We start from the raw sequence: 24,566 nt of genomic DNA, 5'->3' as shown, positions 1-24,566 counted from the left end.
CCGGCCACCGCGAGGGTGACCGGCCATTTTATCTTTTAATTTCAGTCGCTTAAGCGGCTTGGGCCATTTTATCGGCTTTGGCGATCGCATCTTCAATTGCGCCGACCATGTAAAAGGCCTGCTCTGGCAGGTGGTCGTATTCGCCACCGATCAGACCTTTAAAGGAACGGACCGTATCTTCGAGCGGCACCTGGATGCCCGGAGAACCGGTGAAGACTTCAGCAACGTCGAATGGCTGGCTGAGGAAGCGTTCCACTTTCCGGGCGCGGGCCACGGTGAGTTTGTCTTCTTCTGAGAGCTCGTCCATGCCGAGGATGGCGATGATGTCCTGCAGTGCCTTGTAGCGTTGAAGGATGTTCTGAACGCCGCGGGCGACCTGATAGTGCTCTTCGCCAACGACGCGCGGGTCGAGGATCCGCGAGGTCGAGTCGAGCGGGTCCACAGCCGGGTAGATGCCTTTTTCCGAAATCGCCCGATTAAGAACGGTCGTGGCGTCAAGGTGGGCGAACGAAGTTGCCGGCGCCGGGTCAGTCAGGTCGTCAGCTGGCACGTAGATGGCCTGCACGGACGTAATCGAGCCCTTGGTCGTCGTCGTGATGCGTTCCTGCAGCGTGCCCATGTCGGTGGCCAGCGTCGGCTGGTAGCCCACAGCGGACGGGATCCGGCCGAGAAGTGCGGACACCTCTGCACCGGCCTGCGTGAAGCGGAAGATGTTGTCGACGAAGAACAGAACATCCTGGCCCTGATCACGGAAGTGCTCAGCCACCGAAAGACCGGCGAGCGCGACGCGAGCACGGGCCCCGGGAGGCTCGTTCATTTGGCCGTAGATCAGCGAGGCTTTGGAGCCAGCCGCCGAGCCGCCATTTTCGGCCGGGTTCTTGTTCACATTGGATTCGATCATTTCCCAGTAAAGGTCGTTACCTTCACGGGTCCGCTCACCAACACCAGCAAACACGGAGTAACCGCCGTGCACTTTTGCGATGTTGTTGATGAGTTCCTGAATAAGAACGGTCTTGCCGACGCCTGCACCGCCGAAGAGGCCGATCTTGCCGCCCCGTGCGTAAGGGCAGAGAAGGTCGACGACCTTGATGCCAGTGACGAGGACTTCCGCTTCGGTTGATTGCTCAACGAAGGGCGGCGCCGATTGGTGAATGGCGCGGCGGTCTTCGGTCTGAATTGGGCCGGCATCGTCCACCGGCTCACCGATCACGTTCATGATGCGGCCGAGCGTTGCTTCGCCGACCGGCACGCGGATCGCGTCGCCCGTATCGGTGACAGCCTGACCGCGCACCAGACCTTCAGTCGAGTCCATGGCGATGGTCCGTACCGTGTTCTGGCCGAGGTGCTGAGCAACCTCGAGCACCAGGCGGTTGCCATGGTTGTCCGTCTCCAGAGCATTGAGGATCGACGGCAGCTCGCCATCGAACTCAACGTCGACGACAGCGCCGATAACCTGTGAAACTCGTCCTTGTGACATTTCTCTTCTTTACCTCCTTCGCCCGTTAGACCGCTTCGGCCCCGGCGATGATTTCGATAAGTTCGGTGGTGATCTGCGCCTGGCGGGCGCGGTTATATTGCAGGTTCAGCTTGTCGATGAGATCGCCGGCATTGCGGGTCGCATTGTCCATGGCGGTCATCGAGGCGGCCTGTTCGGACGCCATGTTTTCAAGCAGGGCACGGAAGACCTGAACGGCGACATAGCGCGGCAGCAGGGTCTTGAGGATACGCTCCTCATCCGGCTCATATTCATAAGGTGCGGTGATCGCGGCGTCTTCGGAGACTTCCGGCGGATCGGCAGGAATGACCTGCGTGGCGGTCGGCACCTGTGCGATCACGGATTTATATTTGCCGAAGAAAATCGTGGCGATGTCGAATTCGCCCGCTTCGAACATTTCAAGCAGATCTTCGGCAATGTCTTTTGCCGCGTCGAAACCGACCGTCTTCTGGTCCTTGAAGTCGACCCGCTTGACGATCTTGTCCGCATAAAGACGGCGAAGCTGGTCATAGCCCTTGCTGCCGACGGTGAAGATCTTGACCGTCTTGCCTTCGCCCTCGAGCTTGACGATGCGCTCGCGCGCCAGCCGGACGATCGAGGAGTTGAAGGCACCACAAAGACCTTTATCTGCCGTTGCGACGACCAGAAGGTGGACTTTGTTTTCGCCTGTGCCGGTCAGCAGCTTCGGCCCGCTTGCACCTTCGCCCATACCAGCGGCGAGGTTCGAGAGCACCGTCTCCATCCGCTCCGCATAGGGACGAGCGGCGGTGGCAGCTTCCTCAGCCCGGCGCAGCTTGGCCGCGGCGACCATCTGCTTGGCCTTGGTGATCTTCTGGGTCGATTTGACCGAGCCGATCCGGTTTTTGAGATCCTTAAGTGAGGGCATTAGTTTGCCGCCTCTTTCTCATGATACGAACAGATGTCTTCGATGTCCTTGGTGACTTCGGCGAAGACAGTGTGAATGGCTTTGACTTCCGCCTCATCGTGCGTCGCGCCGTTATCGATCTCGGCGGCCAGCACCTTATAGCCGGCGTCAAAATCGGTCAGGCTGGGTTTCGGGAATTCTTGCTCCAGCCCGCCGCGGCGGCAGTCGCAAACAACATCCGACACCCCGTCGCAGTCGAGATAGGTGGAGGTCGCCTCCGGCACCGCCGCAAGATAGGCAGGCCGAAGATCATAAGTGCCCGAAGACGCGCAGGCGGACAGGCCGAGGGCGGCAAGTGCCGTCAAAGCATATGCTTTTCGTGCAGCCACCCACCCTGCTCCTTACGCGAAGTTTTTCGAGAAGGCGTCGAGAACTTCGATGAGTTTCTTTTCCATCTCGTCAGAGAGTTTCTTCTCGTCACGGATCGTCGTGAGGACATCCGAATGGCTCGAATGCATGTGGCGCAGGAGCTCTTCCTCAAAAGCGCCAACGCGCTCGACCGGGAATTTGTCGAGATAGCCGCGCGTACCCGCGAAGATCACGACGACCTGTTCCTCAACCTGCAGCGGCGAATATTGCGGCTGTTTGAGAAGCTCGGTGAGGCGCGCACCACGGTTCAGCGTGGCCTGCGTTGCCGCATCGAGGTCGGAGCCGAACTGGGCGAAGGCTGCAAGCTCACGATACTGAGCAAGCTCACCTTTGATCTTGCCGGCAACCTGTTTCATCGCCTTGATCTGAGCCGCAGAGCCCACACGAGACACCGACAGACCGACGTTCACGGCCGGACGGATGCCCGAGAAGAAGAGGTCCGTCTCAAGGAAGATCTGGCCGTCGGTGATCGAGATCACGTTGGTCGGAATATAGGCCGACACGTCGTTCGCCTGCGTCTCAATGACCGGCAGCGCGGTCAGCGAACCAAGACCATGATCTTCGTTCAGCTTCGCTGCGCGCTCAAGAAGCCGCGAGTGAAGATAGAAGACGTCGCCCGGATAGGCTTCGCGCCCCGGCGGACGGCGAAGCAGCAGCGACATCTGACGATAGGCAACGGCCTGTTTGGAGAGGTCGTCATAAACGATCACGGCGTGCATGCCGTTGTCGCGGAAGAACTCGCCCATGGCGCAACCGGCAAACGGCGCAAGGAACTGCAGCGGGGCCGGCTCGGAAGCGGTCGCGGCCACGACGACGGTGTATTCCAGCGCGCCATTATCTTCGAGCGTCTTGACGATCTGGGCGACCGTCGAGCGTTTCTGACCGATAGCGACATAGATACAGAACAGCTTGCCCGAATCATCCGCAGCCGCCGCATTGGGCTGCTTCTGGTTGAGCATGGCGTCGATGCAGATGGCGGTCTTGCCGGTCTGACGGTCGCCAATGACGAGTTCGCGCTGGCCACGGCCAATCGGGATCATCGAGTCGATGGCCTTGATGCCGGTCTGCACAGGCTCGTGCACGGATTTCCGCGGCAGGATGCCCGGCGCTTTGACGTCCACGACGCGGCGCTCTTCATACATGATCGGGCCTTTGCCATCGATCGGGTTGCCGAGCGGGTCGACGACCCGGCCAAGCAGGCCGCGCCCGACAGGCACGTCCACGATGGAGCTGGTCCGGCGAACGGTCGCGCCTTCTTTAATTCCGGTATCGTCACCGAAGATCACGACGCCGACATTGTCGTCTTCGAGGTTCAGCGCCATGCCTTTGATGCCGCCGTCGAACTCGACCATTTCGCCCGCCTGGACGTTGTCGAGACCGTAGACGCGGGCGATCCCGTCACCGACGGACAGAACCTGTCCGATCTCGGAGACTTCGGCTTCCTTGCCGAAGTCCTTGATCTGTTGCTTGAGGATCGAGCTGATTTCAGCCGCGTTAAGTTCCATGGGTCAGGCCTCTTTCAGAGACTGTTGCAGTCTGTTGAGCTTTGTACGGAGGGATGAGTCGATCATCTTCGAGCCGACCTTGACGACAAGGCCGCCCAGCAAAGATGCATCGGTGCGGGTGGTAAGGACGACGCTCTTGCCGACCTTGGCTTCGATCTGCTGGCGCAGGGACTTCTCCTGGTCCGCCGAAAGCGGCGCTGCGGAGACAGCCTCTGCCGAGACCTCGCCACGATGGTCGGCAGCGCGCGCAGCGAATGCGGCGACGACACCGGCCAGTGCGGAAGCCCTGCCGTTCCGGGCAAGGAGCTTCACGAAATTCTTGACGGTCAGCGATGCGCCGGCCTGCTCTAGAACGACACTCAGCGCATCTGCGATGACATCACGGTCAAAGACCGGCGATTCAACGAGACGGCGCAGATCGTCGCTCTGCTCAAGCGCCGCACCGATTTCTTTCATATCGGCTTCGGCAGTCTCGAGCGCGCCTTCTTCAAGCGCGAGTTCAAACAGGGCTTCGGCATACCGCTCAGCGACTTCCGACCTGGAATCGGCCATGCGGGGTTCCTCCGTGGGCGGGACAGGCAGATGCCTGTATCGGGAATAACAAGTGAAGAGGCGCCTTCAGGGCTGAAGGCATCCAAATTTCGCGGGCGGATAGCATGCACCCCCGTGCGGTGCAACAAGGACTGGACAGGCGATTGTCAGAGAATTTCGCCGGGCTCTCTCAAGCGCCTCATTTCCGGCGCTCCCTGCCGCCGCGGGACCAGCAGCGCACGATGTGCATCTTCCGCTTCTGGCGTCTCTTCGACGAATTCGAGGACCGAATGCGGGCCGATTTCATGAACCTCACGCGGGGTCGGCTCCTCATCTGTGAAATCCGATTTTGACTTCAGCTCATCCTCGGTGATCGGCACGATCTGGGGTGCTTCATCACGGACGATGGGCTCGGCGGTTGGCTGGCGGAAACCGTAATAGCCGCGCAGCCACCATGTCAGCGGATACATCGCCGCCCGCTTGGCCCCCGCGAGCCGCTTGGCATCAAGCTCACGGCGGGCGACGAGGCAGCGCAGATTATCAATCAGCAGCGTGTCGCCGCGCGACAGGATGATCGGGGTCGAGCGCTGACCCAGCCGGTCAATCGACTCGGCAAGCACGGCAAAGGCGCGCCGGGTGTTCCCGTCACTGTCGTCAAAGAGGCTCCAGTCGATCCGGTTGGGATCCCAGCGTAAGAGCCAGTCTGGCTCCTGTCCCGCAGGCGCTGCGTTCTTGAGGACCGGCTGCGGGATAATGTGCACATCGGAGCTCGGGCGCAGGGTCCGGCGGTCCCATTTGCCGAACATCTGCACATCAATGCTTTGCAAAAGCTCGAGATAAAGCTCGGTCAGCGCCGGGACGCGGGCGTCATCCTCGTCGATCTCGCCTTCTTCATGCTCGATGAAAGAGCGGATCACCTCCGGGAAGGCATCGATGATTTCCCGCACATTGATCGCATAGATCGCCTGACGCATCGGGTTCTCGATCGCCGCGACCAACCTGAACACAGCCGTCTCCCCCACCGAATCCTTCGCCGTTGCGACCGGCCAGCGGTAATGCGGCGCGGCGGTCCGGAAACGCTGGTGGAAGTCTTTGGAGTCAAACAGCGTCGTTTCCTGCGCATTGGGCTGGGACCAGTAAAACCGCTGCCAGTCGGGGCCAGCGGGGATTTCCGCGCGTAATTCGGCGCCGAGCTCATTGAGGAGGAGCTGGGAGCGGATGGCATTCCGCACCGCCCTAGCCCGCAGGAAATAGCGCTTGGCGTAATCGCGCTCATCGCTGCGCATGCCCTCGAACCGGTCGGCGAGATATTGCGATTTCAGCCGCCGCTCCATGAATTTGCGGATGATGATGGCACTGGGCGCGCCGGGCCCCGGAAAGCCATCAATCACCTCCATCACCTGCTTCGGGATGGAGAGACTTTTCGTGTCCTCGATCTCCTCGCGCAGCGCCTCGACAATCTTGTCAGGCCGCGTGCGGATCAGGCTCTCAGCCGCATCGAGGACTTCCGCCGCCTTATCCCCTTGCGCCCATTTGAAGCGGAACATGTAGACCCCGCTCCAGAACTGCATGAAGCGGTTATCGAGCCAGCCTGCGAGCGGGTTGAAGAAGACAAAGAGGACGAAAACGCAAAGCGCGCCGACAATCATGCCGGTCTGGTCCGCCAGATGCTCAAGATAAGGGATGCCCTCAAGCATCGCGCCATATTTATAGAAGAGGAAGTAGGCGCCAGCGGCCATCAGAAGGCCAGGAAAGGTCGAGAGCACCCGGATCGCGCGGTTCTCGCCGCGGTTCAGAATGCCCTGCAATTCGGGTGTCTGCGGCAATAGCCGGGTGACGACAGCGCGGGTCAGCACCTTCATCCGCTTTCGATCGCGGTGGTTGAGCTTGATTTCCCGCAGCACGTCAGTCCCCCAGTCCCTTGATTAAGGTCTTAACGCGAGAGAGACGCAGGCGTCGACTTTTTTCCGGCTCGACGGGCCCGGATGACATTGGCATTTCAATCTTCTGACAACGTCGCGTAACACCCCGCGGCAAGTAACAATCTATTCTGAGGGGGAAACCTTGGAGAACGCATTCAGCCTTGAGGGCCTGTTCACGCTCTCGAACCTGTTCACATTCCTGATGCTCGTCCTGCTTCAGGCGGTGCTGGGGTTCGACAACCTGCTCTACATCACGATTGAGAGCCGCCGAGTCGAGGCCTCCAAACAAGCCTATGTGCGCCGGATGGGCATCGGGATCGCGCTCGGTTTCCGGCTGATCCTGCTTTTTGTCATCCTTTTTACGTTCAATGCGGTCACCGAACCCCTGTTCGGCTGGAGCGAAGGGTTCGTGCACGGTGAATTCACATTACGGGCACTCCTGACGCTCGCGGGCGGCGCATTCATCATCTGGACGGCGATGAAGGAGATCTTCCACCTTCTCTCGGTCGACCACCTCGAACATGCAGAAGCCGTCGGCAAACGCCCGGTCGCCTCGGCGCTGGCGCTGATCGTCATCATGAACCTTGTCTTCTCGTTCGACAGTCTCCTGTCCGCGGTCGCTCTCTCCGAACGCTTCCTCGTCATCGCCGCCTCGATCGTGGTCGGGGGTATCCTGATGATCTGGCTGTCCGATCACGTCGCCCGCTTCCTTGAGAAGAACCGCGCCTATGAAGTCGTCGGGCTTTTCATCCTCTTGGTCGTCGGCATCCTCTTGGTCACCGATGGCGGGCACCTCGCCCACCTCACCCTCTTTGGATACGAAGTGCATGCGATGTCGAAAGCGAGCTTCTATTTCGTGATCTTCATCATGGTCGGCGTCTCCGTGACCCAGTCGAAATACCGCAACAAGCTGATGGCCGCGCGTGAAGAAGCCGCGCGTCAGGGCGTGCCAACCACCGAACCCGATGTCGGCCTTCTTCAGACCAAGGAGAATAGCCCCGCCGAGGCGTGAGGCTGTTCTCCAGCTTGCTTTTCTTCCGCTCATGCCCGCGCAGGCGGGCATCTGCCTCTGAGCCGCCGCTCTCTCTCATTTTCGGCGTGTACAAAGATGAACTTAGCCGCCGTCACGCAAGACCAGATCCCCGCCTGCGCGGGGATGAGCGGGTTGAGAGTTCGGTTTGAATAGGCATGCCTCGACCTCTCCCTCGGATAAGGGAGAGGTGGCACACTCCTAAACTCACACCACGCTGGGTTTACGCTGAACAATCCACGCGCTGATCGCCGCAACGATGAGCCCGACCGGCAGGATCTCCAGCATGGTCATCGGCATCCGGAACAGCCGATTGCCGTACATCTCACCCATCTTGTTGATCTCGTCGATCTTCTTCTGAAGCTCAGCTTCCGGAAGGCCCTGCCCGTCCAGCTTATCGATCGCAGCAGCGGTGTAGCCATCAATGAAAGCGGAACCCGTGAACCCCAGATAAATCTCCCAGCAGATGACGTAAGCGACACCGGCAACCAGTGCCATTAATGCGCCGAGCTTGAGCGCGGTCCAGAAGCTGATGAGGCCGCCCTGCTCGCGGTCTCTATATTGCCGCATGCCGACAAAGATCATCACCATCGCCAGCAGCATGATGAGATAGCCGACCAGCATGGAGCTGGTCCCGGCACCGGGCTCGGTCGCGAACATCATGCCGATGACCATGACGAGGATGGTGATCGCGCCGGCGATCCCGCCGTAGATAAGGCCGTAACGAAGCATGCGGGGTCTCCTTTTTGTTTCTCGCATGGCGCGAGAAGGGCCCAGAATGCCCGATTTCTCTATTACCCGAATGGGTATTTAGCCGTCTGGGTGAGCGATTCAGACCAGAATTCGCAGTTTTCGTGCCGCTGAGACCGCCTCGCCCCGGCGCGAGACTTCCAGCTTGCGGCAAAGGCTGCCGACATGGGCCTTCACCGTGTTGGGCGAGATATCGAGCTGGCGTGCGATTTCCTTGTTCGACTGGCCGATGGCGAGGGCGGAGAGGACTTCGATCTCTCTCGGGGAGAGCCCGAGCGTCGAGATGGCCGCCGTGTTCGGGCCGTCATCGGCGGGCGGACCAGCTGGCAGGAAGCGCCGTCCTGCCCAGATGCCGAGCGCTAGAAATCCGGCCGCCAGCGCGATCAGCCCGAATTGCGGGGCGATCAGGCCGAAACTGGTCGACGCCTCGATCCAGACGACGACGAACCCGGCGACAGCGAGGATTAGCCCGTAGAGAAAAGCCGTGCGCAACATGGCCCCGAAGATGCCGCGAAAGCCTCAGGGGTGGCAAGCGGCCTAAAAGAAAAGCCCCGCACGAAAGCGGGGCTTCTTGATCTGTTGATATGCCGGCGGCTTAGCGCTCGATGGCGCTCGCATCCGAGAGGAGCTGGGCATAGGTCGGCTTGTCACCGAGCAATTCCAGCGCACGATTGAGCTGGCAATCTTCCTCGAGCGGACATTCGGTCGGCTCAACGAAGAGGGCGGTGGCGTTTTCCTTTTCCCGTTCTTTTTTCTTCAGCGATGCCTGCCCGTCGAGCAAGATCTGCTGGGCCGTGGTCGGGCCTTCTGGTGCTTCTTCTACTTCCGGATCGGCATCGACCATGTCTTCAGCGGCATCTTCCGGCACATCAAGTGCCCCGCGAAGGTCTGCCTCACGGCGGCGCTGAGCAGGCTCTTCCTGACCCGGACGAGTGATCGGCATGACAATGTCAGGGACGATGCCTTGCGCCTGAATCGAGCGGCCTGACGGCGTGTAGTAACGCGCCGTCGTCAGGCGGAGTGCGCCATTCATGCCGTTCTGCAGCGGCAGCACGGTCTGGACCGAGCCCTTGCCGAAGGATTTCGTGCCGAGCAGCAAAGCACGGTTGCGGTCCTGCAACGCACCGGCGACGATTTCAGAAGCCGAAGCCGAACCCGCATTGACGAGGACGATGATCGGGACACCGGCGAGCATCTCGCCCGGCTCGCCAACTTCGCGCATCGAGTCCTTGCGGCGGCGGCCTTTGGTCGAGACGATCTCGCCACCATCAAGGAAGGCGTTGGAGACACCGACCGCCTGATCGAGCAGGCCACCCGGATTGTTCCGCAGGTCGAGGACGAGGCCCTTGAGCTCACCGTCATTCTCTTCCTTCAGGTCACGGATCGCTTCGCGCATCTTGCGCTCGGTCTGGGCGGTGAAGCCCGTCAGGCGCACATAGCCGATGCCGCCTTCTTCAAGGCGGGAAATCACGGGGCTGACGGTTACGATATCGCGCACGATGTTGAATTCGAGCGGCTCGTTTTCTTCTTCGCGGATCAGCTTGATGTCGACAGCCGTCCCCTTGGGGCCCTTCATCAGCGAGATCGCCTCATCAAGGGTCATACCGAAGACGCTTTCGCCATCGATTTCATAGATCAGGTCGCCCGGCTGGAGACCGGCCCGCGCAGCCGGGGTCTCGTCGATCGGCGAGATAACTTTCACAAGGCCGCGGCCCGCGCCTTCGGTTTCCTGGCTGACCTGAATGCCCAGCCCGGCGAAAGAGCCGCGGGTCTGCTCCTGCATCCGGTCGAAATCCTCAACCGTGAGGTAGCTTGAATGCGGATCCAGCGAGGACAGCATACCGTCGATCGCGCCTTCGATGATGACCTTGTCTTCCGGCTCGGAGACGTAATTCTCATGCACCTGCTCGAAGACCTCACCGAAGAGGTCGAGCTGCTGGAAAGTCTCGGCATTGAAATTCGGCCGGGCAAATCCGCTGGTCAGCGCTGCTGCCGTCAGCACACCACCGGCGACCATCGCGGCGGCCATGGCGGAAACGGAGACTCTCGATGACATACGGGTCGAGCGCGTTTTGAGGGGGCGGAATTTATTGGTCATAGCGAATCCTTATCGGAAAACGGAATGTAGTCTGACACGACTATGGCTGCCGCGCAAAGACCCGGAAGGGTAGTCTTAAGTGAAGTTCGTGAGAGAATTCCAAATTTAATCTGATCCAGTTGCAACAAGTGACGGCCGTAGCCACGGCACAGGGTTAACCGGCAGGTCACGGCGGCGGACCTGAAACTTCAAGAGGCCCGCGCCCTCACGCGCCATGGCACCTAGCGGTTCGCCCGCGCGCACCTGCTGGCCCCGGCGGACATCAAGCTCGCCCAAACCGATCAGCACAAGGCGGTATTCTTCCCCGACATCAATAATGACGACATTGCCAAGCCGCCCGAAGGCTTCTGCCCAGTCGATCACCCCATCAAAGGGCGCGGTCACAACAGCACCGGCTCGGGTGACGATCGCAATCCCGTCCTCGCGCGCGCCATCATCGCCGCGCTCGCCGAAGACCGAAAGGATGCGCCCTGCCGCTGGCAAAGTAAGCTGGGCCCGCGCCAGCGAGAAACGGTCGGGCAGATTGGTGTAGACTTCCGGGCCGCCGGGCAGAACGTCCGGCAGGTCGGGGACTTCTGGGCGTTCCCGCGCGGCGATCCCGGCGATCAGCTCGCGCAAATTCGAGGCTTCACGCGCAAGGCGGCGGTCCTCTTCTTCAAGGGCGGCGAGTGCGTCAGCATCTTCCTGCCGTGCGGCTTCGCGCTGCTGAAGGAGGTCTTCGAGTAGGCGGCGGCGCTCGGCGAGCGCGGTTTCGGCCTGTTCGAGCTCTTCTCGTTCCGTAGCGCGGCGTTCACGCAGGCGGGCAATACGGTCGATATCTTCGCGCAGGCGCTTTGCTTCGCCTTCAAGCTCAGGGCTGACCGCCGATAGGGTGATCGCCGCAACGGCGGCGCGGGTCGCATCTTCCGGCGAGACCGCCAGCGCCGGTGGACGCGCGCGTTCGAGCGAGATCAGCGCGGCAAGCACCTGTGAGAGCGCCTCCTGCCGCCGTTCCAGCGTAGCAAGTGCGGCCTTCTCTTCTTCATCGAGGCGGGCGAGCGATTCCTCTACCTGCGTCAGCCGGATTTCTGCTTCGCGCAAGCCACTCGCGGTATCGACAAGTCGGGAGCGCAAAGCCTCAAGCGCGGCAGCGGCGGCTTCGGCCCGTTCGCGGATCTCGGCGGCGCGACGAGCATTCTCGGCGCGTTGCTCTTCGATCTGGCGCAGGCGTTCAGCCTCGTCCTGCGCCTCTTCGGGCACATCCTGAGCTGCAGCCGCCCCGAGCGCGAAGAGGCTGATGATACTCACCAAAATCCGCATGATCTTCCCGTATCGCGGGTCGCGCGCGGACACCATAGGGTCAGTCCCGGTGATAGGGATGCCCCGCAAGAAGGGTCATCGCGCGGTAGAGCTGCTCGGCCAGCATCACCCGGCAAAGCATATGCGGCCATGTTGCCGCCCCAAAAGACAGCGTGCCGCGCACCTGAGGGTGATCTTTAGTCAGGGCAGAGCCAAAGCCATCCGCCCCGCCGATCATGAAATGAAGCCCACCCGCGCCATCGTCCCGGTGCTTTTCGATCAGCGCGGCGATGTCCCGGCTTTTCATGTTCTTCCCCCGCTCTTCGAGCAGGATGATCCCGTCGCCCGGCGGCACCGCGCCAAGCAAAAGCTCGGCTTCGCGCGCCTGACGCTCAGGACCGGAAAGCGCCTTGGGCGCTTCGATGACATGGAGGGAGGGGCCGTCGATGCCGAGGCCCCGGGCCATACCGCTCGCGCGGTCAAGATAGGTCCCGGTCATCTCGGCAGTTGGCGTGCCGCGATCCTTACCGGCCGCGGCGATGCTCAAACGGAACAGAAGCTAGTCCTCGTCCTGGGCCTTCAGCTCAAAGGCATCGGTCTTCGGCTCGAACTCACCGGCGGCTTTTTCGTCGAAAAGCTCTGGCGCCCAGATCCGCTCGAGATTGTAGAAATCCCGGACCTCAGGGCGGAAGAGATGCACTACGACATCGCCCGCATCGAGTAGCACCCAGTCACAGGCGGGCAGCCCCTCGATTGAGACTTCCTTGACGCCGGCGTCTTTGAGATCGCGCGCGATCTTGTCCGCCATCGCGCCGACATGCCGCTGGGACCGGCCAGAGGCGATCACCATGGCATCGGCCACGTCGGATTTGCCGACGAGTTCGATCGGGACGACATCAATCGCCTGATCCTCGTCGAGACGGTTCAGAATTAGGTTCAGGGTTTCCTGCCCACCGGGGGTACTGGTGTCTTCATCCACCGTATGAACAGTATTGGCGGCAATCAGAGTGTCGCCATTTGCGGACTGAGCGATCAGGCCTGCCTCCAAGGTAAACACTTCCTCCTTCGGGAAGCCGTTCTGACGTAACACTTTTTGGCGCGAGTTTTAAGGGTCTCTTTTTTCACGGATCTCCGTGGAACTCACGGGATTATGCACAACCGGCAGGTAGACCCATGCGGGCGCCTTTCGCGCGGCAAGTGTCCTCGCCTCATCAGCGGGGATCCGGTAGCGCGACAAGGCCCGCGCCGCAGGGGAAGTGAGCGCCGCCATCTGCTCGCCCGGCCGGGAGATGACAGCCATTGGCACCATCTGCGCAATCGCCTGCCAGTCCCGCCAGAGATGAAAAGTCGCAAGACTATCCGCGCCCATCAGCCAGACAAAACGGGCATGGCGAAAGCGTGCCGTCAGTACCCGCATGGTGTCGACCGTAAAGCGCGTGCCTAAGCGCTGCTCCATCCCGCTGACCGTCAGCCAGCGAAATTGCCGGGTCAGATCCTCCGCCGCCGCGAAGCGCTCCTCGAACGGCGCATAGCCTTCGGGGTCTTTGAGGGGATTGCCGGGGCTGACGAGCCACCAGCATCTGTCTAGAGAAAGGAGGTGGCGCGCGGCGCGCGTTACTTCTAAGTGGCCGCGATGCGCGGGATTGAAGGATCCGCCGAGGATACCTATCGACAGGTGACCTTCGAGATCCTGGGTGATCTTTCGCAACGTCCACTCCTCCGCCCGGGCAAGGCCGGGCCAGTTCAGTTGAAGGGCATAGCTCTATGGCAGTTCTCGTGACAGGGGCCGCAGGATTTATCGGCTTCCACACGATCAAGGCACTGCTCGACCGTGGTGAAGAGGTCATCGGGGTCGACAATGTGAACAGCTATTACGGGCTGGGGCTGAAGCAGGCCCGCCTCGATGAGCTGTCAGGCCGGACGGGGTTCACCTTTATCCAAGGGGATATCGCCGAAGACGTCTTCGACCACCTGCCCGCAAAACCCGACAGGATCATCCATCTCGCCGCCCAGGCCGGGGTCAGATACTCAATCGAGAACCCCTCCGCTTACGTGCATTCAAACCTTCAGGGTCATGCCCGCGTGCTGGAGTTGGCCCGTCAGGCCGAGGTCAAGAAGACCGTCTACGCCTCCTCCAGCTCGATCTATGGCGGCAACACCCAGATCCCTTTTTCGGAGACCGACCGGACCGACGATCCTGTCTCGTTCTACGGCGCGACCAAGAAGTCGAATGAGCTGCTCTCTCATTCCTATGCCCGGCTTTACGGGCTCGACCTGACAGGCCTCAGGTTTTTCACCGTTTACGGACCATGGGGCCGGCCGGACATGGCCTACTGGATCTTCACCGACAAGGTGATGAAGGACGAGCCGATCCGCGTTTTCAATCAGGGCAGGATGGGCCGCGACTTCACTTATATCGATGACTGTGTCGCCGGCATCCTCTCCGCGCTCGATACGCCCGCCATCCCCGATGAGCGCGGCATTCCCCACAGAGTTTACAATCTCGGCAATGACTCGCCTGAAGAGCTGATGACCATGATCGCCCTGATCGAAAAACATGCAGGCAAAGAAGCGGTCAAAAATTTTGAACCGATGCAGCCCGGCGACGTTGAGCGCACATGGGCCAATATTGACCGGGCCCGCAAGGAGCTTGGCTATGCACCGGGGACGTCGCTTGATGAGGGGCTGGAGAAATTCGTGTCGTGGTTCCGCGACTGGCGGACGGAATAATCGACTGAATACATGTAACGTTTGCGTCGCCCATCCCGAACTGTCAGAATGATGGAACGCCGACGACGGAGGGCATGAGAGATGCCCCAAAACTTCGCTTCGACCGCGCGCAAAGATCCCGAAAGTGCGTTTCTAGACGTCCGCACACGAATGATGCTGCTAGCATCTGAATTGTCGGACGCCGATGCCACGATCCAGTCCATGGAAGATGCGAGCCCTGCCAAATGGCACCTCGCGCACACGACTTGGTTTTTCGAGACCTTCCTGCTCGCCCCGCTCGACGACGGCTACAAGCTCTTCGATGAGCGCTATAATTTCCTCTTCAATTCCTATTATGTGAGTGTCGGCGCCCGCCATGCCCGCCCGCAGCGCGGCATGCTCTCGCGCCCCTCACTCGACGACATCAAAGCCTATCGCGCGCATGTCGATGACGCGATTGCTGCACGTGCCGGTGAAGGCATTCTCGACAGGGAGCTGATGGCGCTGGGCCTTGCTCATGAAGAACAGCATCAGGAGCTTTTCCTGACCGACATTCTTCACGCCTTTGCGCAAAACCCGATCAACCCCGCCTTTCGCAAGCCCGAACCGCTGGTCGTGAGCCGCGAGGAGATTACCTCCGGCTGGACCGGGCATCCCGGCGGCGAGATCGAAATCGGGGCGGATCCGGACAGCTTTCATTTTGATTGCGAAGGCCCGCGCCACAAAGCGCTGCTCACCCCTTTCCGCCTGCGGAACAATGCCGTGACCAATCGTGAGTGGAAAGAGTTCATCAGCGACGGGGGATATGAGACCCCGCTCCTGTGGCTCTCCGATGGCTGGGCCACGGTTGAGGCCGAAGGATGGGAAGCCCCGCTCTACTGGCGGCGCCGCGATGATGACTGGCGCAGCATGACCTTGCGCGGGGAGCAGTCGATCGATGATGACGCCCCTGTCTGTCACATCAGTTTTTATGAGGCGGATGCCTTTGCCCGCTGGGCCGGATACCGCCTGCCGACCGAGGCCGAATGGGAAGCGATAGCACAAACTCACTCACCGCGCGGCAATGATATGAGCACGGAGCGTTATCGCCCCGCCCCGCAGACCGGCACGGGCATCAGCGGGCTTTATGGGGATGTCTGGGAATGGACCGGCAGCGCCTATCTGCCCTATCCGGGTTTCCGCCCCGCCACCGGCGCGGTCGGGGAATATAATGGCAAATTCATGAGCGGGCAGATGGTCCTGCGCGGCGGGTCTTGCGCAACCCCGCCCGGACATGTGCGTTCGAGTTACCGGAATTTCTTTCACCCGAACAAGCGCTGGCAATTTTCCGGCCTCCGCCTCGCAGAAGACGTCTGAGGATTTTTCATGACCGATACGGACCCGGCCTTCCTTGCGGAAGTGCTCGACGGATTGTCACAACCGCAAAAGACGCTGCATCCGAAATGGCTCTATGACCTTCGCGGCTCTGAGCTGTTCGAAGAAATCACCGATGTGCCCGAATACTACCCCACACGGACGGAAGCGACGATCTTTGCCCGCGCCTTTCCCGAGCTGCATGAGATGCTGCCGAATATCCGTGCGGTGATCGAATATGGCAGCGGGTCGAGCAAGAAGACGGGACCGCTGCTCGAAGCGCTGAAACCTGAAATCTATGTGCCGAGCGATATCTCGGAGGAGTTCCTCAAGGACGCCGCTACCGATCTGCAGGATCAGCACCCGGATGTGGATGTCATCCCGCTGGTCGCGGATTTTACAGAACCGATCAGCCTGCCAAGCGGGCTTGGTGCGCCCGAAGAGCGGCTGGGGTTTTTCCCCGGCTCGACCATTGGGAATTTTGAGCCCGGCACGGCGGTGCCCTTCCTCTCCCGTGTCCGCACATCGCTGGGAGATGGCGCCTATTTCCTGATTTCGGGCGACCTCATCAAATCAAGGGAAATCCTTGAAGCGGCCTATGATGATGCGGGTGGTGTGACGGCCGCCTTCAACCTCAACCTCCTGACACGGATGAACAGGGAGCTGGGCGCCGACTTCGATGAGGACGGCTTTGTGCATCGTTCCGTCTGGAATGCCGATCTATCGCGCGTTGAGATGCATCTTGTCGCAACCCGTCCCCAGACTGTGACGATTGATGGCAAGCGCTTCGACTTTGCCGAAGGCGAGACCATCCACACGGAGAATTCCTACAAATATACCGTGGACGGATTTGAAGAGATGGGCGCTCGTGCCGGTTGGTCGCTCGCGAAATACTGGACCGATGAGAATGATCTCTTCGGCGTTTTCCTTCTCAAAGGCTAAGCCTAGCCCAAGCTGCCCGGAAACCTCCCCACAGGGAAGAAGCCGCCATCAACTCGTGCTCGGCCGCATTCGGCGCAAGTCACAGCCTCGCCTTCGGGCCTGACCGCCTCCCGGGCAGGGTCGTCCTGCCGGGAGGCGGGCCGCCCTCCGCGCCGGTGGACCTGCTTGCCCGGGCGGACGAACAGCGTCGAGAGGATCATGACCGCTTAGTGGTGCGCCACGCCATTGGCCTTGCTCACATGGTGACGGGGGCCAAGGAAGACGACCTCTCCCACCGTGAACTCACGATAGTCGCAGGTCAGTTCCTCCCCAGCCGGAATATCACGCAGGGCGATACCTCGGTCGGGCGAGGAAAAATCAAGATTGGGCAGATCGGCATGGTTCATGAACCGACCCTCATCCGCATCAAGCGCGAGGCAGTCGGGTGAGTTCGGCATGTCGTAGCAATACCGCTCAAAGAAAATCCGCAGATGTTCCGGCGCCGATGCAATTTCGTCTTTCGGGATCAGCCGGTCGAACCGGTCGTCAAAGGCCCAGACGATATCGCCCTTCAGGATAGGCTGTGTTGAATAGACACCAAGCCCTTCGATCGAGGACGGCGCCAGGTAACAGGGGACCAGCATCATGAGGCTGACACTCCTCCGGGCCGTGTGACCGGGAAAAGCAGGTTCGGTGGGGCCATCGCCCCCATCCGGGCGCCACGGTGCGCTAGCGCATAATATACGCTTCAATTGCGCCCTCTGCGAGAGGGAAAATCAGTGGGGGAACGGCCTCCTTCGAGGCCCCTCCAGATTATCCCATCGGGTTGTCGATGGAGGGCGAGAGCCCGGAGAAAAGGACCGGACCATCTTCGGTCATGTAAAGGCAGTCCTCATGCCGGACGCCGAACTTACCGGGCAGATAGATGCCGGGCTCGTTCGAGAAGCACATGCCGGCGGCAAGCTTGGTATCCTCATTGCCAACGAAATTGATCGGCTCATGGCCTTCCATGCCAATGCCGTGGCCGAGGCGGTGCGAGAGGCCGGGAAGCTGATAGCCGGGGCCGAAGCCTTCCTTCTCATACATTTTCCGGACGGCGGCATCGACCGCCCGGGCGGGCACGCCGACCTTTGCGGTTTCGAGCGCCAGTTCCTGCCCCCTACGGACGGTATTCCAGACGCGGGTCTGCTCTTCATTCGCCTCGCCATGCACCCAGGTGCGGGAGATGTCCGATTCATAACCGAGATAAGAACAGCCGCAATCCATCAGGATGATCTCGCCCTCGGCGACCTTGTGGACTTTCTCCGAGCCATGAGGATAGGCGCTCGCCTCGCCGATCAGGGCGAGGGAGAATTGCGGGCTGCCGCCCAGTTTGCGGGTCGCGTCATTCATCAGCTTAGAAATGTCAGGACCCGTCATACCGACTTCGACCTGAGGATAAATCTCACGATATGCAGCGACCGTGATGTCATTTGCAGCCTGCATGATCTCGATCTCATGCGCGGTCTTGATCATCCGGCAGCCATAGACGACGGGCGCCGCCGTGACGGTAGCGCGGTTCGGCATGTCCTTGCGCAGCCCCTCAACGACGAGATAGCGGACCGTGTCCTCAAGCCCCAAGGGACCTGTGACGCCGCGATCCTCGAGGATCCCCTTCACCAGCGCATAAGGGCTTTCATCCTCGTTCCAGACGCGCACCTCGGCGGCGACTTCCATCCGCTCCCGGATCGATGGTTCCTCGAATGCAGGTGTGACGACCGCGACATCGCCTTCGGCCGGGATGATCACTGCCGTCATGCGTTCGGACCGCCACCATGTAAGCCCCGTGAAGTAAGTCATGGAGGGCCCCGGCTCGAGCAGGATGCCGCCCAGCCCATGCTCACCCATCAGCCTTTGCGCCTTTTCGATACGGGCGATGCGCTCATCGGTCCTGATCGGTCCGACATCGCGGATCGTGCTGCCCGTCGCCGATGCCGTCCCCGCTGTTGTGAGCCCGGCGAGAGCCGTGCCGGCCGCCGCTGTCTTGAGGAAATCGCGTTTGGTGATCATGCCTGTCTCCGTTTTAACCGTCCTAGCGCGTCCGGGGCGCATTCGTCACGGTCAGCCTTGCTGGACCCACCCTAGCCTGAGGCATAGAAGGGCCGAAAACGAACAGGGAGTTTCTCATGCTGCTGCCGACCGACGATCCGATTGTCATTGCCTCCATCGCCCGCACGCCCATGGGCGGATTGCAGGGCGAGCTGGCCTCGCTGACTGCCCCGCAGATCGGCGCCAAGGCGATCCATGGCGCGCTCAACCGAGCAAAGGTCGACGGCGCGGAAGTCGATGAGGTGCTGATGGGCTGTGTCCTGCCCGCAGGGCTTGGTCAGGCCCCGGCGCGGCAGGCGGCAATCTTTGGCGGCGTGCCGAACTCAGTTCCCTGCACGACCGTCAACAAGATGTGCGGCTCGGGCATGAAGACGGTGATGATGATGGCCGAAGCCATTGCCTCGGGCGCGGTCACCATCGGCGTGGCGGGCGGCATGGAGTCGATGACCAACGCTCCCTACCTCCTCCCCAAAGCGCGTGGCGGCTACCGGATCGGCCATGGCGAAATCAAGGACAGCATGTTCCTCGATGGGCTCGAGGATGCCTATGAAGGCGGGCTGATGGGCAATTTTGCCGAGCTGTGTGCGGAGAAATTCGAATTCTCGCGCGAGCTGCAGGACGAATACGCGATCGAGAGCCTGAACCGGGCGATGGCAGCCGCCGAAAGCCAGTTCGATGATGAAATCGTGCCCATCAGTATCGAGATGAAAACTGGCACGGTCGTCATCTCTAAAGACGAGCAGCCCTTCAAGGCCCGGCCTGAAAAGATCCCCTCGCTACGCCCCGCCTTCAAGAAAGACGGCACGGTGACGGCGGCAAATGCTTCCTCGATTTCGGATGGCGCAGCTGCCGTCGTCATGATGCGGATGAGCGAAGCGGAGCGCCGCGGGCTGACCCCGCTCGCCAAACTGACCGCGATGACGAGCCATGCGCAGGAGCCGGCTTGGTTCACGACCGCGCCCGTCGGCGCGCTGCAAAAGCTGATGGACGCAACGGGGCTCGACAAGGCTCATATCGACCTCTTTGAGATCAACGAAGCCTTTGCTGTCGTCCCCATGGCGGCGATGGAAGAGCTGCAGCTCCCCCATGAGAAGGTGAATGTGAATGGCGGCGCCTGCGCGCTGGGTCACCCGATTGGGGCCAGCGGCACGCGGATCCTCGTCACCCTGATCAATGCACTGAAACATCGCGGCGGCAAGATCGGCGCTGCCGGGATCTGCATTGGCGGCGGCGAAGCCACCGCCATTAGTGTCGAATTGGTGAGCTAGAAGCTCACAAAGCTTCACTTAGCCATCGACATTATCGACGCGCGGGAAGATCCGTCCCCAGACACCTGAGGACGGCACCAGCGCGAGGAGCATCTTGCGCGCACCATTCCAGCCAAGGCCAAGGAACAGGATACCGCCGCCGAGCAGGATGAGTGTCAGCGCGGCGACCTGCGCGCCACCAAGACCTGTTGCATCGACGATGATCCAGATCGCAATCCCTGCCGAGACGAGCCCCGAGACGACGAGCGCCCGGCGGTTAAGCAAGAGCGAGATGACCGCGAAGATGCCGATGATCGTCAGGGTCACGATGGATTGCTGGACCGTGAAGGGATTTTTCTCCCAGAATTCGAAATCGCCTGCGACCATGTCCGGCACGCTGAAGCTGATCCCGAAATAGGAGATGAAGAGGACGCTGGAGAGAAGCATCGGGGCGGCAAAGAAATGCAGCCAGAATCCGTTGCCGGACCATCTCGTCACCCGCTCGGGATCGCGCATGTCGAAATGGATGCCCCCGATGAGCATGGCGAGACCGGACAGGAATCCGATCAGCGGCAGGAACCGTAATATATCATAGGGGAAGGCAAAGAGGAGGAAGGTGAACGCCACCGAAATCGTACTCAGCCCCACCATCGCCGATGAGAATGGCAGCTGGAACCGGCGGTAATAGATGAACGCACCTGCCAGCATCAGGACCGGCATGGCAAGGAAGAAGCCCTTGGCCGACCAGGGGAGCGTATCGCGCGCGGATGCCGCGACCTTGCGCAACGCCTCATGCGTGACTTGTGAATCATCGATATCGGGATCGACCCATTCGATGGAGTCAAAATCATCTTCGATCCGCTCACCGAAGGTGCCGGCATAGATGTTCATCCCGATGGCCTGGATTAGCCACATGAACGTCACGCAGAGGATAATGCCCGGCAGGATGCGCCGCCTTTTACGGACAATGACTTCCGACAGAACCCAGACGACCGCGAGGACGGCACCGCAAAGACCGGCGATGACCCATGGTGCGGTATCGGAATTGGTGATCAGGCTTTCCCCGATGGTGACCGCAAGAATGCTGATCCCGACGAGGAAGATGATCAGCCCGATCGAGAGGAAAATATCCTGAAAATTGCTGAGAAAGGGGAGCGGCTCGTCTTCCGGCCGCACATCTCCCTGAATCCCGAGTTGGTCTGTCATTTTGTTGCCCTGCCTTCCCTATTGGGGGGCAGTTTAGCGCAAGGCAGGCCATATCGAAAGTCGGTAATTTCTGAGGCCGATCAGGGCCCTAGACGCCTTGTGGATCGGGCTGTCCCGCCCGGCGGGCCGCCGCGAGGAGCGTGTTGCGCAATAGGCAGGCAATGGTCATCGGCCCGACCCCGCCGGGGACGGGCGTGATCGCGCCTGCCACCTCTTTGGCCTCATCAAAGGCGACATCGCCGACGAGTTTCGCCGTGCCGTCCTCGGCCTCGATCCGGTTGATGCCGACATCGATGATGGTCGCGCCGGGCTTGATCCAGTCGCCCCGGACCATTTCCGGCCGTCCGACCGCCGCGCAGAGAATATCCGCCGAACGGCAGACCTCGGCGAGGTCTTTCGTGCGTGAATGCGCCATGGTGACGGTGGCGTTCTCTGACTGAAGGAGCAGGGCCAGCGGCTTGCCGACAAGGATCGAGCGCCCGATCACAACGGCATTGAGCCCGGAGAGATCCGGCAGATGCGATTTGGCGAGGATCACCGAGCCTTGCGGCGTACACGGCACAAGACCCTGCTTGCCGAGCACGATGCGCCCGGCATTGACCTCCGTGAGCCCGTCGACATCTTTCTCAGGATCGATCAGCGCAATCGCAGCATTGGCATCAAGCCCGTCCGGCAGCGGCAGTTGCAGAAGGATACCGTCGACCGTCTCATCTTCATTGAGCTGACGGATCAGCGCCTCGACCTCGGCCTGAGGCGTGTCAGCCGCGAGGCGGTGCTCAAAACTCTCCATGCCGACGGCGCGTGTCAGCTTGGCCTTGTTGCGGACATAGACCTGACTGGCGGGGTCTTCGCCGACCAGCACGACGGCAAGGCCCGGCTTACGCCCGAGCGCCGCTTCGAGCGGGCCGACGGCCCCGGAAATCCGCTCACGGAGATCTTTGGCAATCGCCTTGCCGTCAATCAGCGCCGCTGTCATCGATCAGAACCCCTGCCGCATTGCGGGATAGAAGACATAATTATTCAGCCCCAGCTGAATCGCGCGGATCAGGACGAACGCAATGATCGGCGAAAGGTCGATCCCGCCCAGATTGGGCATGATGTTCCGTATGGGGCGCAGGACCGGCTCGGTCACCGCATAACAGAAGCGCAGGATCGCATCGACGATGTTGTTGTGCCGGTTGATGATCCCGAAAGCGATCAGCCAGCTCGACACAACCGTGACCAGCAGCACGATGATGTAGAGATTGATCAGCGAGTTCACGATGTAATGGATCATGACCATGAGGCGGGTCCTTTATGGATAGAAGGCATAGGGGCCCATCCCCTCTAGTCTGCCTCGCCCCGGCCCTCAACTGTCTGGGGATAGGGGCAATCTTTTGCGATTGGCGCAAAAGCTCTTAGCGCCGGAACCCGTAGCAGGATGGCGGGTTGGTTTCTAACTAGGGTGAAGACGGCACCTGACGCCGTCCCGCAATTCAACGAGGCCTTTAATGTTCCGCTTCACCGCCCCCATCCTTGGTGCCGCCCTTCTTCTCTCCGCCGCGAGCGCTCAGGAAACCCCTGACATTTCCAGCATTTCCTCCGGTGAATATGTCATGGATAAGACCCATGGCTATGTCACTTTCAGCTACAGCCACCTTGGCTATTCTCATCCGATCCTGCGTTTCGATGAAGTTGACGCGAGCGTGACGCTCGACAGCGGCAACCCTGCCGCGTCCTCCCTCAGCGTCGCTATCGATCCTGCATCAGTCAATTCAGGGATCGAGAAATTCGATACTCACCTAAAAAGTGGCGATATGTTCGATGTCGAAAGCTATCCGGGCATTACCTTCACTTCGACCGCGATTGATCTTGATGCCGGCACGCTGACCGGTGACCTGACGATCAAGGACGTCACCAAGCCCGTGACGCTCGATGTCACCCTCAATGGTGCTGGTGAGCACCCGATGAAGGGGTCAGACCATTTCGGCATTACCGCCACGGCGACTGTTGATCGCCGCGACTGGGGTCTTGATTACTTTGCCCCGGCCGTCGGGACGGATGTCGACATTCGGATCGAGGCTGAGTTCGAGAAAACCAAGTGACCCTACCCCCCGGGTTATCTCCCCTAGACTTGGTTTTCTAAGAGAACGGGCGCCGGCAACGGCGTCCGTTTTCTCTTTATGGGGAGGAATTATTCCGCCGGATGAAGCGGCGCGGGCGCCTCAGCCCCGCTTTTTGAGAAACCCGCCTCGGCGCGGATGTCCTTACTGGTCTTGCGGCTGCCGTCATGTGACCAGCCCGGCGGCGCAAAGAGATATCGCAGACGCTGGCCAATGGTGAGACCGGGCTGGGTCGCGTCCTTCCAGATCGCAACATATTCATGGGTGGCCACCCGGAACGGGTTGAAGGTGCCGATGTCTTTGACCAGCCCATAGCGGACCGGATCGGATTTCTCTTCGGGAATAAAGGTGCCGAACATCCGGTCCCAGACGATAAAGACGCCTGCATAATTGCTGTCGAGATAGCGCGGGTTCTTGCCGTGATGGACGCGGTGATGGGAGGGCGTGTTCATCACCGCCTCGAACCAGCGAGGGAAGCGGTCGATGACTTCGGTGTGAATCCAGAACTGATAGAGCAGGTTCAGCGATGCGGCAAAGGCGATCACTGCCGGATGCAGGCCGAGCAGGATCAGCGGGATAGACAGGACGAAAAAGCCGGTGAAGAGCCCGGTCCATGTCTGCCGAAGGGCAGTGGACAGATTATAATGCTGGGAGGAATGGTGGATGACGTGGCTGGCCCAGCCCCAGCGGATCGTGTGCTGGAACCGGTGCGACCAGTAATAGACAAAATCATAGCCGACAAAGGCGATGACGAAGGCCCACCACTCAAACCCAAGATCGAAGAGCCGCCAGTCATAAAGACTATGTTCAAGCGCTTTCAGCCAGGCATAGGCGGTCCCGGCCAGCAGGAGGGGCACGATCACACTGCCCGTCCCCATCAATAGGCTGGTCACCGTATCGCGGGTTTCATAGGCGCCCCGTGCACGGAATTTCGCGATCAGCGCGATCTCCAGCAGGATCAGCCCGATATAAAGCGGCGCTGCGAAGGACGAGATATCTGGCAGGTTGGGCGCTTCCATGGCCCCAATCTAGTCAGT

At 60.7% G+C, this 24,566-nt stretch carries 25 protein-coding genes; 6 read left to right on the top strand and 19 right to left on the bottom strand.

Annotated elements, in window-relative coordinates; genetic code table 11:
• Positions 1-49: 49 nt before the first annotated feature.
• The 6 genes from atpD to DX908_RS10050 all read right to left on the bottom strand — a co-directional run bounded on the left by atpD (position 50) and on the right by DX908_RS10050 (position 6,729).
• Positions 50-1,477, bottom strand: a complete 1,428-nt coding sequence (gene atpD, locus DX908_RS10075) for a F0F1 ATP synthase subunit beta (protein WP_116392212.1) — start codon at positions 1,475-1,477, stop codon at positions 50-52.
• A gap of 25 nt (positions 1,478-1,502) precedes the next feature.
• Positions 1,503-2,381: a F0F1 ATP synthase subunit gamma gene (locus DX908_RS10070; protein ID WP_116392211.1), complete on the bottom strand. Its 879-nt coding sequence runs from the start codon at positions 2,379-2,381 to the stop codon at positions 1,503-1,505.
• Positions 2,381-2,749, bottom strand: coding sequence for a hypothetical protein (locus DX908_RS10065; protein ID WP_116392210.1), 369 nt, complete (start codon positions 2,747-2,749; stop codon positions 2,381-2,383). Before DX908_RS10065 ends, DX908_RS10070 begins: the two co-directional genes overlap by 1 nt.
• Before the next feature lie 12 nt (positions 2,750-2,761).
• Entirely contained in the window at positions 2,762-4,294 is a 1,533-nt protein-coding gene (gene atpA, locus DX908_RS10060) for a F0F1 ATP synthase subunit alpha (protein WP_116392209.1), read from the bottom strand.
• A gap of 3 nt (positions 4,295-4,297) precedes the next feature.
• Entirely contained in the window at positions 4,298-4,846 is a 549-nt protein-coding gene (locus DX908_RS10055) for a F0F1 ATP synthase subunit delta (protein WP_116392208.1), read from the bottom strand.
• A gap of 146 nt (positions 4,847-4,992) precedes the next feature.
• Positions 4,993-6,729 (bottom strand): hypothetical protein, encoded by a 1,737-nt coding sequence (locus tag DX908_RS10050; RefSeq protein ID WP_116392207.1) that lies wholly within the window; start codon positions 6,727-6,729, stop codon positions 4,993-4,995.
• Between the two features lie 160 nt (positions 6,730-6,889).
• Between DX908_RS10050 and DX908_RS10045 the strand changes: the two genes are divergently transcribed.
• Entirely contained in the window at positions 6,890-7,759 is an 870-nt protein-coding gene (locus tag DX908_RS10045) for a TerC family protein (RefSeq protein ID WP_199564674.1), read from the top strand.
• Positions 7,760-7,984: 225 nt separating this feature from the next.
• Here DX908_RS10045 and DX908_RS10040 read toward each other — a convergent pair whose 3' ends face one another.
• The 7 genes from DX908_RS10040 to DX908_RS10010 all read right to left on the bottom strand — a co-directional run bounded on the left by DX908_RS10040 (position 7,985) and on the right by DX908_RS10010 (position 13,611).
• Positions 7,985-8,509 carry a DUF4199 domain-containing protein gene (locus DX908_RS10040; protein ID WP_158548650.1) on the bottom strand — a complete coding sequence of 175 codons (525 nt, stop codon included), beginning with the start codon at positions 8,507-8,509 and terminating at the stop codon, positions 7,985-7,987.
• 99 nt (positions 8,510-8,608) lie between these two features.
• On the bottom strand, positions 8,609-9,022 hold the full coding sequence (locus tag DX908_RS10035; protein ID WP_116392205.1) for a helix-turn-helix domain-containing protein: 414 nt from the start codon (positions 9,020-9,022) through the stop codon (positions 8,609-8,611).
• 100 nt (positions 9,023-9,122) lie between these two features.
• Positions 9,123-10,625 (bottom strand): S41 family peptidase, encoded by a 1,503-nt coding sequence (locus DX908_RS10030; RefSeq protein WP_233508673.1) that lies wholly within the window; start codon positions 10,623-10,625, stop codon positions 9,123-9,125.
• Positions 10,626-10,730: 105 nt separating this feature from the next.
• Positions 10,731-11,912: a murein hydrolase activator EnvC family protein gene (locus DX908_RS10025; protein ID WP_147303771.1), complete on the bottom strand. Its 1,182-nt coding sequence runs from the start codon at positions 11,910-11,912 to the stop codon at positions 10,731-10,733.
• Positions 11,913-11,964: 52 nt separating this feature from the next.
• Positions 11,965-12,450 carry a 23S rRNA (pseudouridine(1915)-N(3))-methyltransferase RlmH gene (locus DX908_RS10020; RefSeq protein ID WP_199564673.1) on the bottom strand — a complete coding sequence of 162 codons (486 nt, stop codon included), beginning with the start codon at positions 12,448-12,450 and terminating at the stop codon, positions 11,965-11,967.
• 12 nt (positions 12,451-12,462) lie between these two features.
• A complete protein-coding gene (gene rsfS, locus DX908_RS10015) occupies positions 12,463-12,951 on the bottom strand; it encodes a ribosome silencing factor (protein ID WP_370337269.1) in 489 nt (162 codons plus the stop codon).
• A gap of 57 nt (positions 12,952-13,008) precedes the next feature.
• Positions 13,009-13,611, bottom strand: a complete 603-nt coding sequence (locus tag DX908_RS10010; RefSeq protein ID WP_199564672.1) for a nicotinate-nucleotide adenylyltransferase — start codon at positions 13,609-13,611, stop codon at positions 13,009-13,011.
• A gap of 56 nt (positions 13,612-13,667) precedes the next feature.
• Here DX908_RS10010 and DX908_RS10005 point away from each other — a divergent pair, with 56 nt between their 5' ends.
• The 3 genes from DX908_RS10005 to egtD all read left to right on the top strand — a co-directional run bounded on the left by DX908_RS10005 (position 13,668) and on the right by egtD (position 16,907).
• Positions 13,668-14,633 (top strand): NAD-dependent epimerase/dehydratase family protein, encoded by a 966-nt coding sequence (locus DX908_RS10005; protein WP_116392201.1) that lies wholly within the window; start codon positions 13,668-13,670, stop codon positions 14,631-14,633.
• 81 nt (positions 14,634-14,714) lie between these two features.
• Positions 14,715-15,968: an ergothioneine biosynthesis protein EgtB gene (gene egtB / locus DX908_RS10000; RefSeq protein WP_116392200.1), complete on the top strand. Its 1,254-nt coding sequence runs from the start codon at positions 14,715-14,717 to the stop codon at positions 15,966-15,968.
• Positions 15,969-15,977: 9 nt separating this feature from the next.
• Complete coding sequence (egtD, locus tag DX908_RS09995) at positions 15,978-16,907, top strand: L-histidine N(alpha)-methyltransferase (protein WP_116392199.1); 930 nt, start codon at positions 15,978-15,980, stop codon at positions 16,905-16,907.
• 206 nt (positions 16,908-17,113) lie between these two features.
• Here egtD and DX908_RS09985 read toward each other — a convergent pair whose 3' ends face one another.
• On the bottom strand, positions 17,114-17,533 hold the full coding sequence (locus DX908_RS09985; protein ID WP_116392197.1) for an SET domain-containing protein: 420 nt from the start codon (positions 17,531-17,533) through the stop codon (positions 17,114-17,116).
• Between the two features lie 166 nt (positions 17,534-17,699).
• A complete protein-coding gene (locus DX908_RS09980) occupies positions 17,700-18,935 on the bottom strand; it encodes a M24 family metallopeptidase (RefSeq protein WP_116392196.1) in 1,236 nt (411 codons plus the stop codon).
• 116 nt (positions 18,936-19,051) lie between these two features.
• Here DX908_RS09980 and DX908_RS09975 point away from each other — a divergent pair, with 116 nt between their 5' ends.
• Entirely contained in the window at positions 19,052-20,242 is a 1,191-nt protein-coding gene (locus DX908_RS09975; RefSeq protein ID WP_116392195.1) for an acetyl-CoA C-acyltransferase, read from the top strand.
• A gap of 18 nt (positions 20,243-20,260) precedes the next feature.
• On the opposite strand, the gene DX908_RS09970 is transcribed toward DX908_RS09975, so the two are convergent.
• The 3 genes from DX908_RS09970 to DX908_RS09960 all read right to left on the bottom strand — a co-directional run bounded on the left by DX908_RS09970 (position 20,261) and on the right by DX908_RS09960 (position 22,703).
• Positions 20,261-21,427 carry a hypothetical protein gene (locus tag DX908_RS09970; protein ID WP_116392194.1) on the bottom strand — a complete coding sequence of 389 codons (1,167 nt, stop codon included), beginning with the start codon at positions 21,425-21,427 and terminating at the stop codon, positions 20,261-20,263.
• 88 nt (positions 21,428-21,515) lie between these two features.
• The gene (folD, locus tag DX908_RS09965; protein ID WP_116392193.1) at positions 21,516-22,403 is read right to left on the bottom strand and encodes a bifunctional methylenetetrahydrofolate dehydrogenase/methenyltetrahydrofolate cyclohydrolase FolD; all 888 of its coding nucleotides are present in this window, start codon (positions 22,401-22,403) and stop codon (positions 21,516-21,518) included.
• A gap of 3 nt (positions 22,404-22,406) precedes the next feature.
• Positions 22,407-22,703 (bottom strand): YggT family protein, encoded by a 297-nt coding sequence (locus tag DX908_RS09960; protein WP_233508671.1) that lies wholly within the window; start codon positions 22,701-22,703, stop codon positions 22,407-22,409.
• 214 nt (positions 22,704-22,917) lie between these two features.
• Between DX908_RS09960 and DX908_RS09955 the strand changes: the two genes are divergently transcribed.
• A complete protein-coding gene (locus DX908_RS09955; RefSeq protein ID WP_116392191.1) occupies positions 22,918-23,511 on the top strand; it encodes a YceI family protein in 594 nt (197 codons plus the stop codon).
• Positions 23,512-23,600: 89 nt separating this feature from the next.
• Here the strand turns inward: DX908_RS09955 and DX908_RS09950 are convergent, their stop codons facing one another.
• Positions 23,601-24,548, bottom strand: coding sequence for a sterol desaturase family protein (locus DX908_RS09950; protein ID WP_116392190.1), 948 nt, complete (start codon positions 24,546-24,548; stop codon positions 23,601-23,603).
• Between the last annotated feature and the right edge of the window lie 18 nt (positions 24,549-24,566).

It is taken from the genome of Parvularcula marina (assembly GCF_003399445.1).
Classification (GTDB): domain Bacteria; phylum Pseudomonadota; class Alphaproteobacteria; order Caulobacterales; family Parvularculaceae; genus Parvularcula; species Parvularcula marina.
This window is presented reverse-complemented; position numbering and strand designations above follow the sequence as displayed.

Excerpts from the sequence above, each read along its gene's own strand:
- atpD (WP_116392212.1), bottom strand. The coding sequence starts at position 1,477 with ATGTCACAAGGACGAGTTTCACAGGTTATCGGCGCTGTCGTCGACGTT.
- DX908_RS10070 (WP_116392211.1), bottom strand. The coding sequence starts at position 2,381 with ATGCCCTCACTTAAGGATCTCAAAAACCGGATCGGCTCGGTCAAATCG.
- atpA (WP_116392209.1), bottom strand. The coding sequence starts at position 4,294 with ATGGAACTTAACGCGGCTGAAATCAGCTCGATCCTCAAGCAACAGATC.
- DX908_RS10055 (WP_116392208.1), bottom strand. The coding sequence starts at position 4,846 with ATGGCCGATTCCAGGTCGGAAGTCGCTGAGCGGTATGCCGAAGCCCTG.
- DX908_RS10040 (WP_158548650.1), bottom strand. The coding sequence starts at position 8,509 with ATGCTTCGTTACGGCCTTATCTACGGCGGGATCGCCGGCGCGATCACC.
- DX908_RS10035 (WP_116392205.1), bottom strand. The coding sequence starts at position 9,022 with ATGTTGCGCACGGCTTTTCTCTACGGGCTAATCCTCGCTGTCGCCGGG.
- DX908_RS10030 (WP_233508673.1), bottom strand. The coding sequence starts at position 10,625 with ATGACCAATAAATTCCGCCCCCTCAAAACGCGCTCGACCCGTATGTCA.
- DX908_RS10005 (WP_116392201.1), top strand. The coding sequence starts at position 13,668 with ATGGCAGTTCTCGTGACAGGGGCCGCAGGATTTATCGGCTTCCACACG.
- egtB (WP_116392200.1), top strand. The coding sequence starts at position 14,715 with ATGCCCCAAAACTTCGCTTCGACCGCGCGCAAAGATCCCGAAAGTGCG.
- egtD (WP_116392199.1), top strand. The coding sequence starts at position 15,978 with ATGACCGATACGGACCCGGCCTTCCTTGCGGAAGTGCTCGACGGATTG.
- DX908_RS09985 (WP_116392197.1), bottom strand. The coding sequence starts at position 17,533 with ATGATGCTGGTCCCCTGTTACCTGGCGCCGTCCTCGATCGAAGGGCTT.
- DX908_RS09980 (WP_116392196.1), bottom strand. The coding sequence starts at position 18,935 with ATGATCACCAAACGCGATTTCCTCAAGACAGCGGCGGCCGGCACGGCT.
- DX908_RS09975 (WP_116392195.1), top strand. The coding sequence starts at position 19,052 with ATGCTGCTGCCGACCGACGATCCGATTGTCATTGCCTCCATCGCCCGC.
- DX908_RS09970 (WP_116392194.1), bottom strand. The coding sequence starts at position 21,427 with ATGACAGACCAACTCGGGATTCAGGGAGATGTGCGGCCGGAAGACGAG.
- folD (WP_116392193.1), bottom strand. The coding sequence starts at position 22,403 with ATGACAGCGGCGCTGATTGACGGCAAGGCGATTGCCAAAGATCTCCGT.
- DX908_RS09960 (WP_233508671.1), bottom strand. The coding sequence starts at position 22,703 with ATGATCCATTACATCGTGAACTCGCTGATCAATCTCTACATCATCGTG.
- DX908_RS09955 (WP_116392191.1), top strand. The coding sequence starts at position 22,918 with ATGTTCCGCTTCACCGCCCCCATCCTTGGTGCCGCCCTTCTTCTCTCC.
- DX908_RS09950 (WP_116392190.1), bottom strand. The coding sequence starts at position 24,548 with ATGGAAGCGCCCAACCTGCCAGATATCTCGTCCTTCGCAGCGCCGCTT.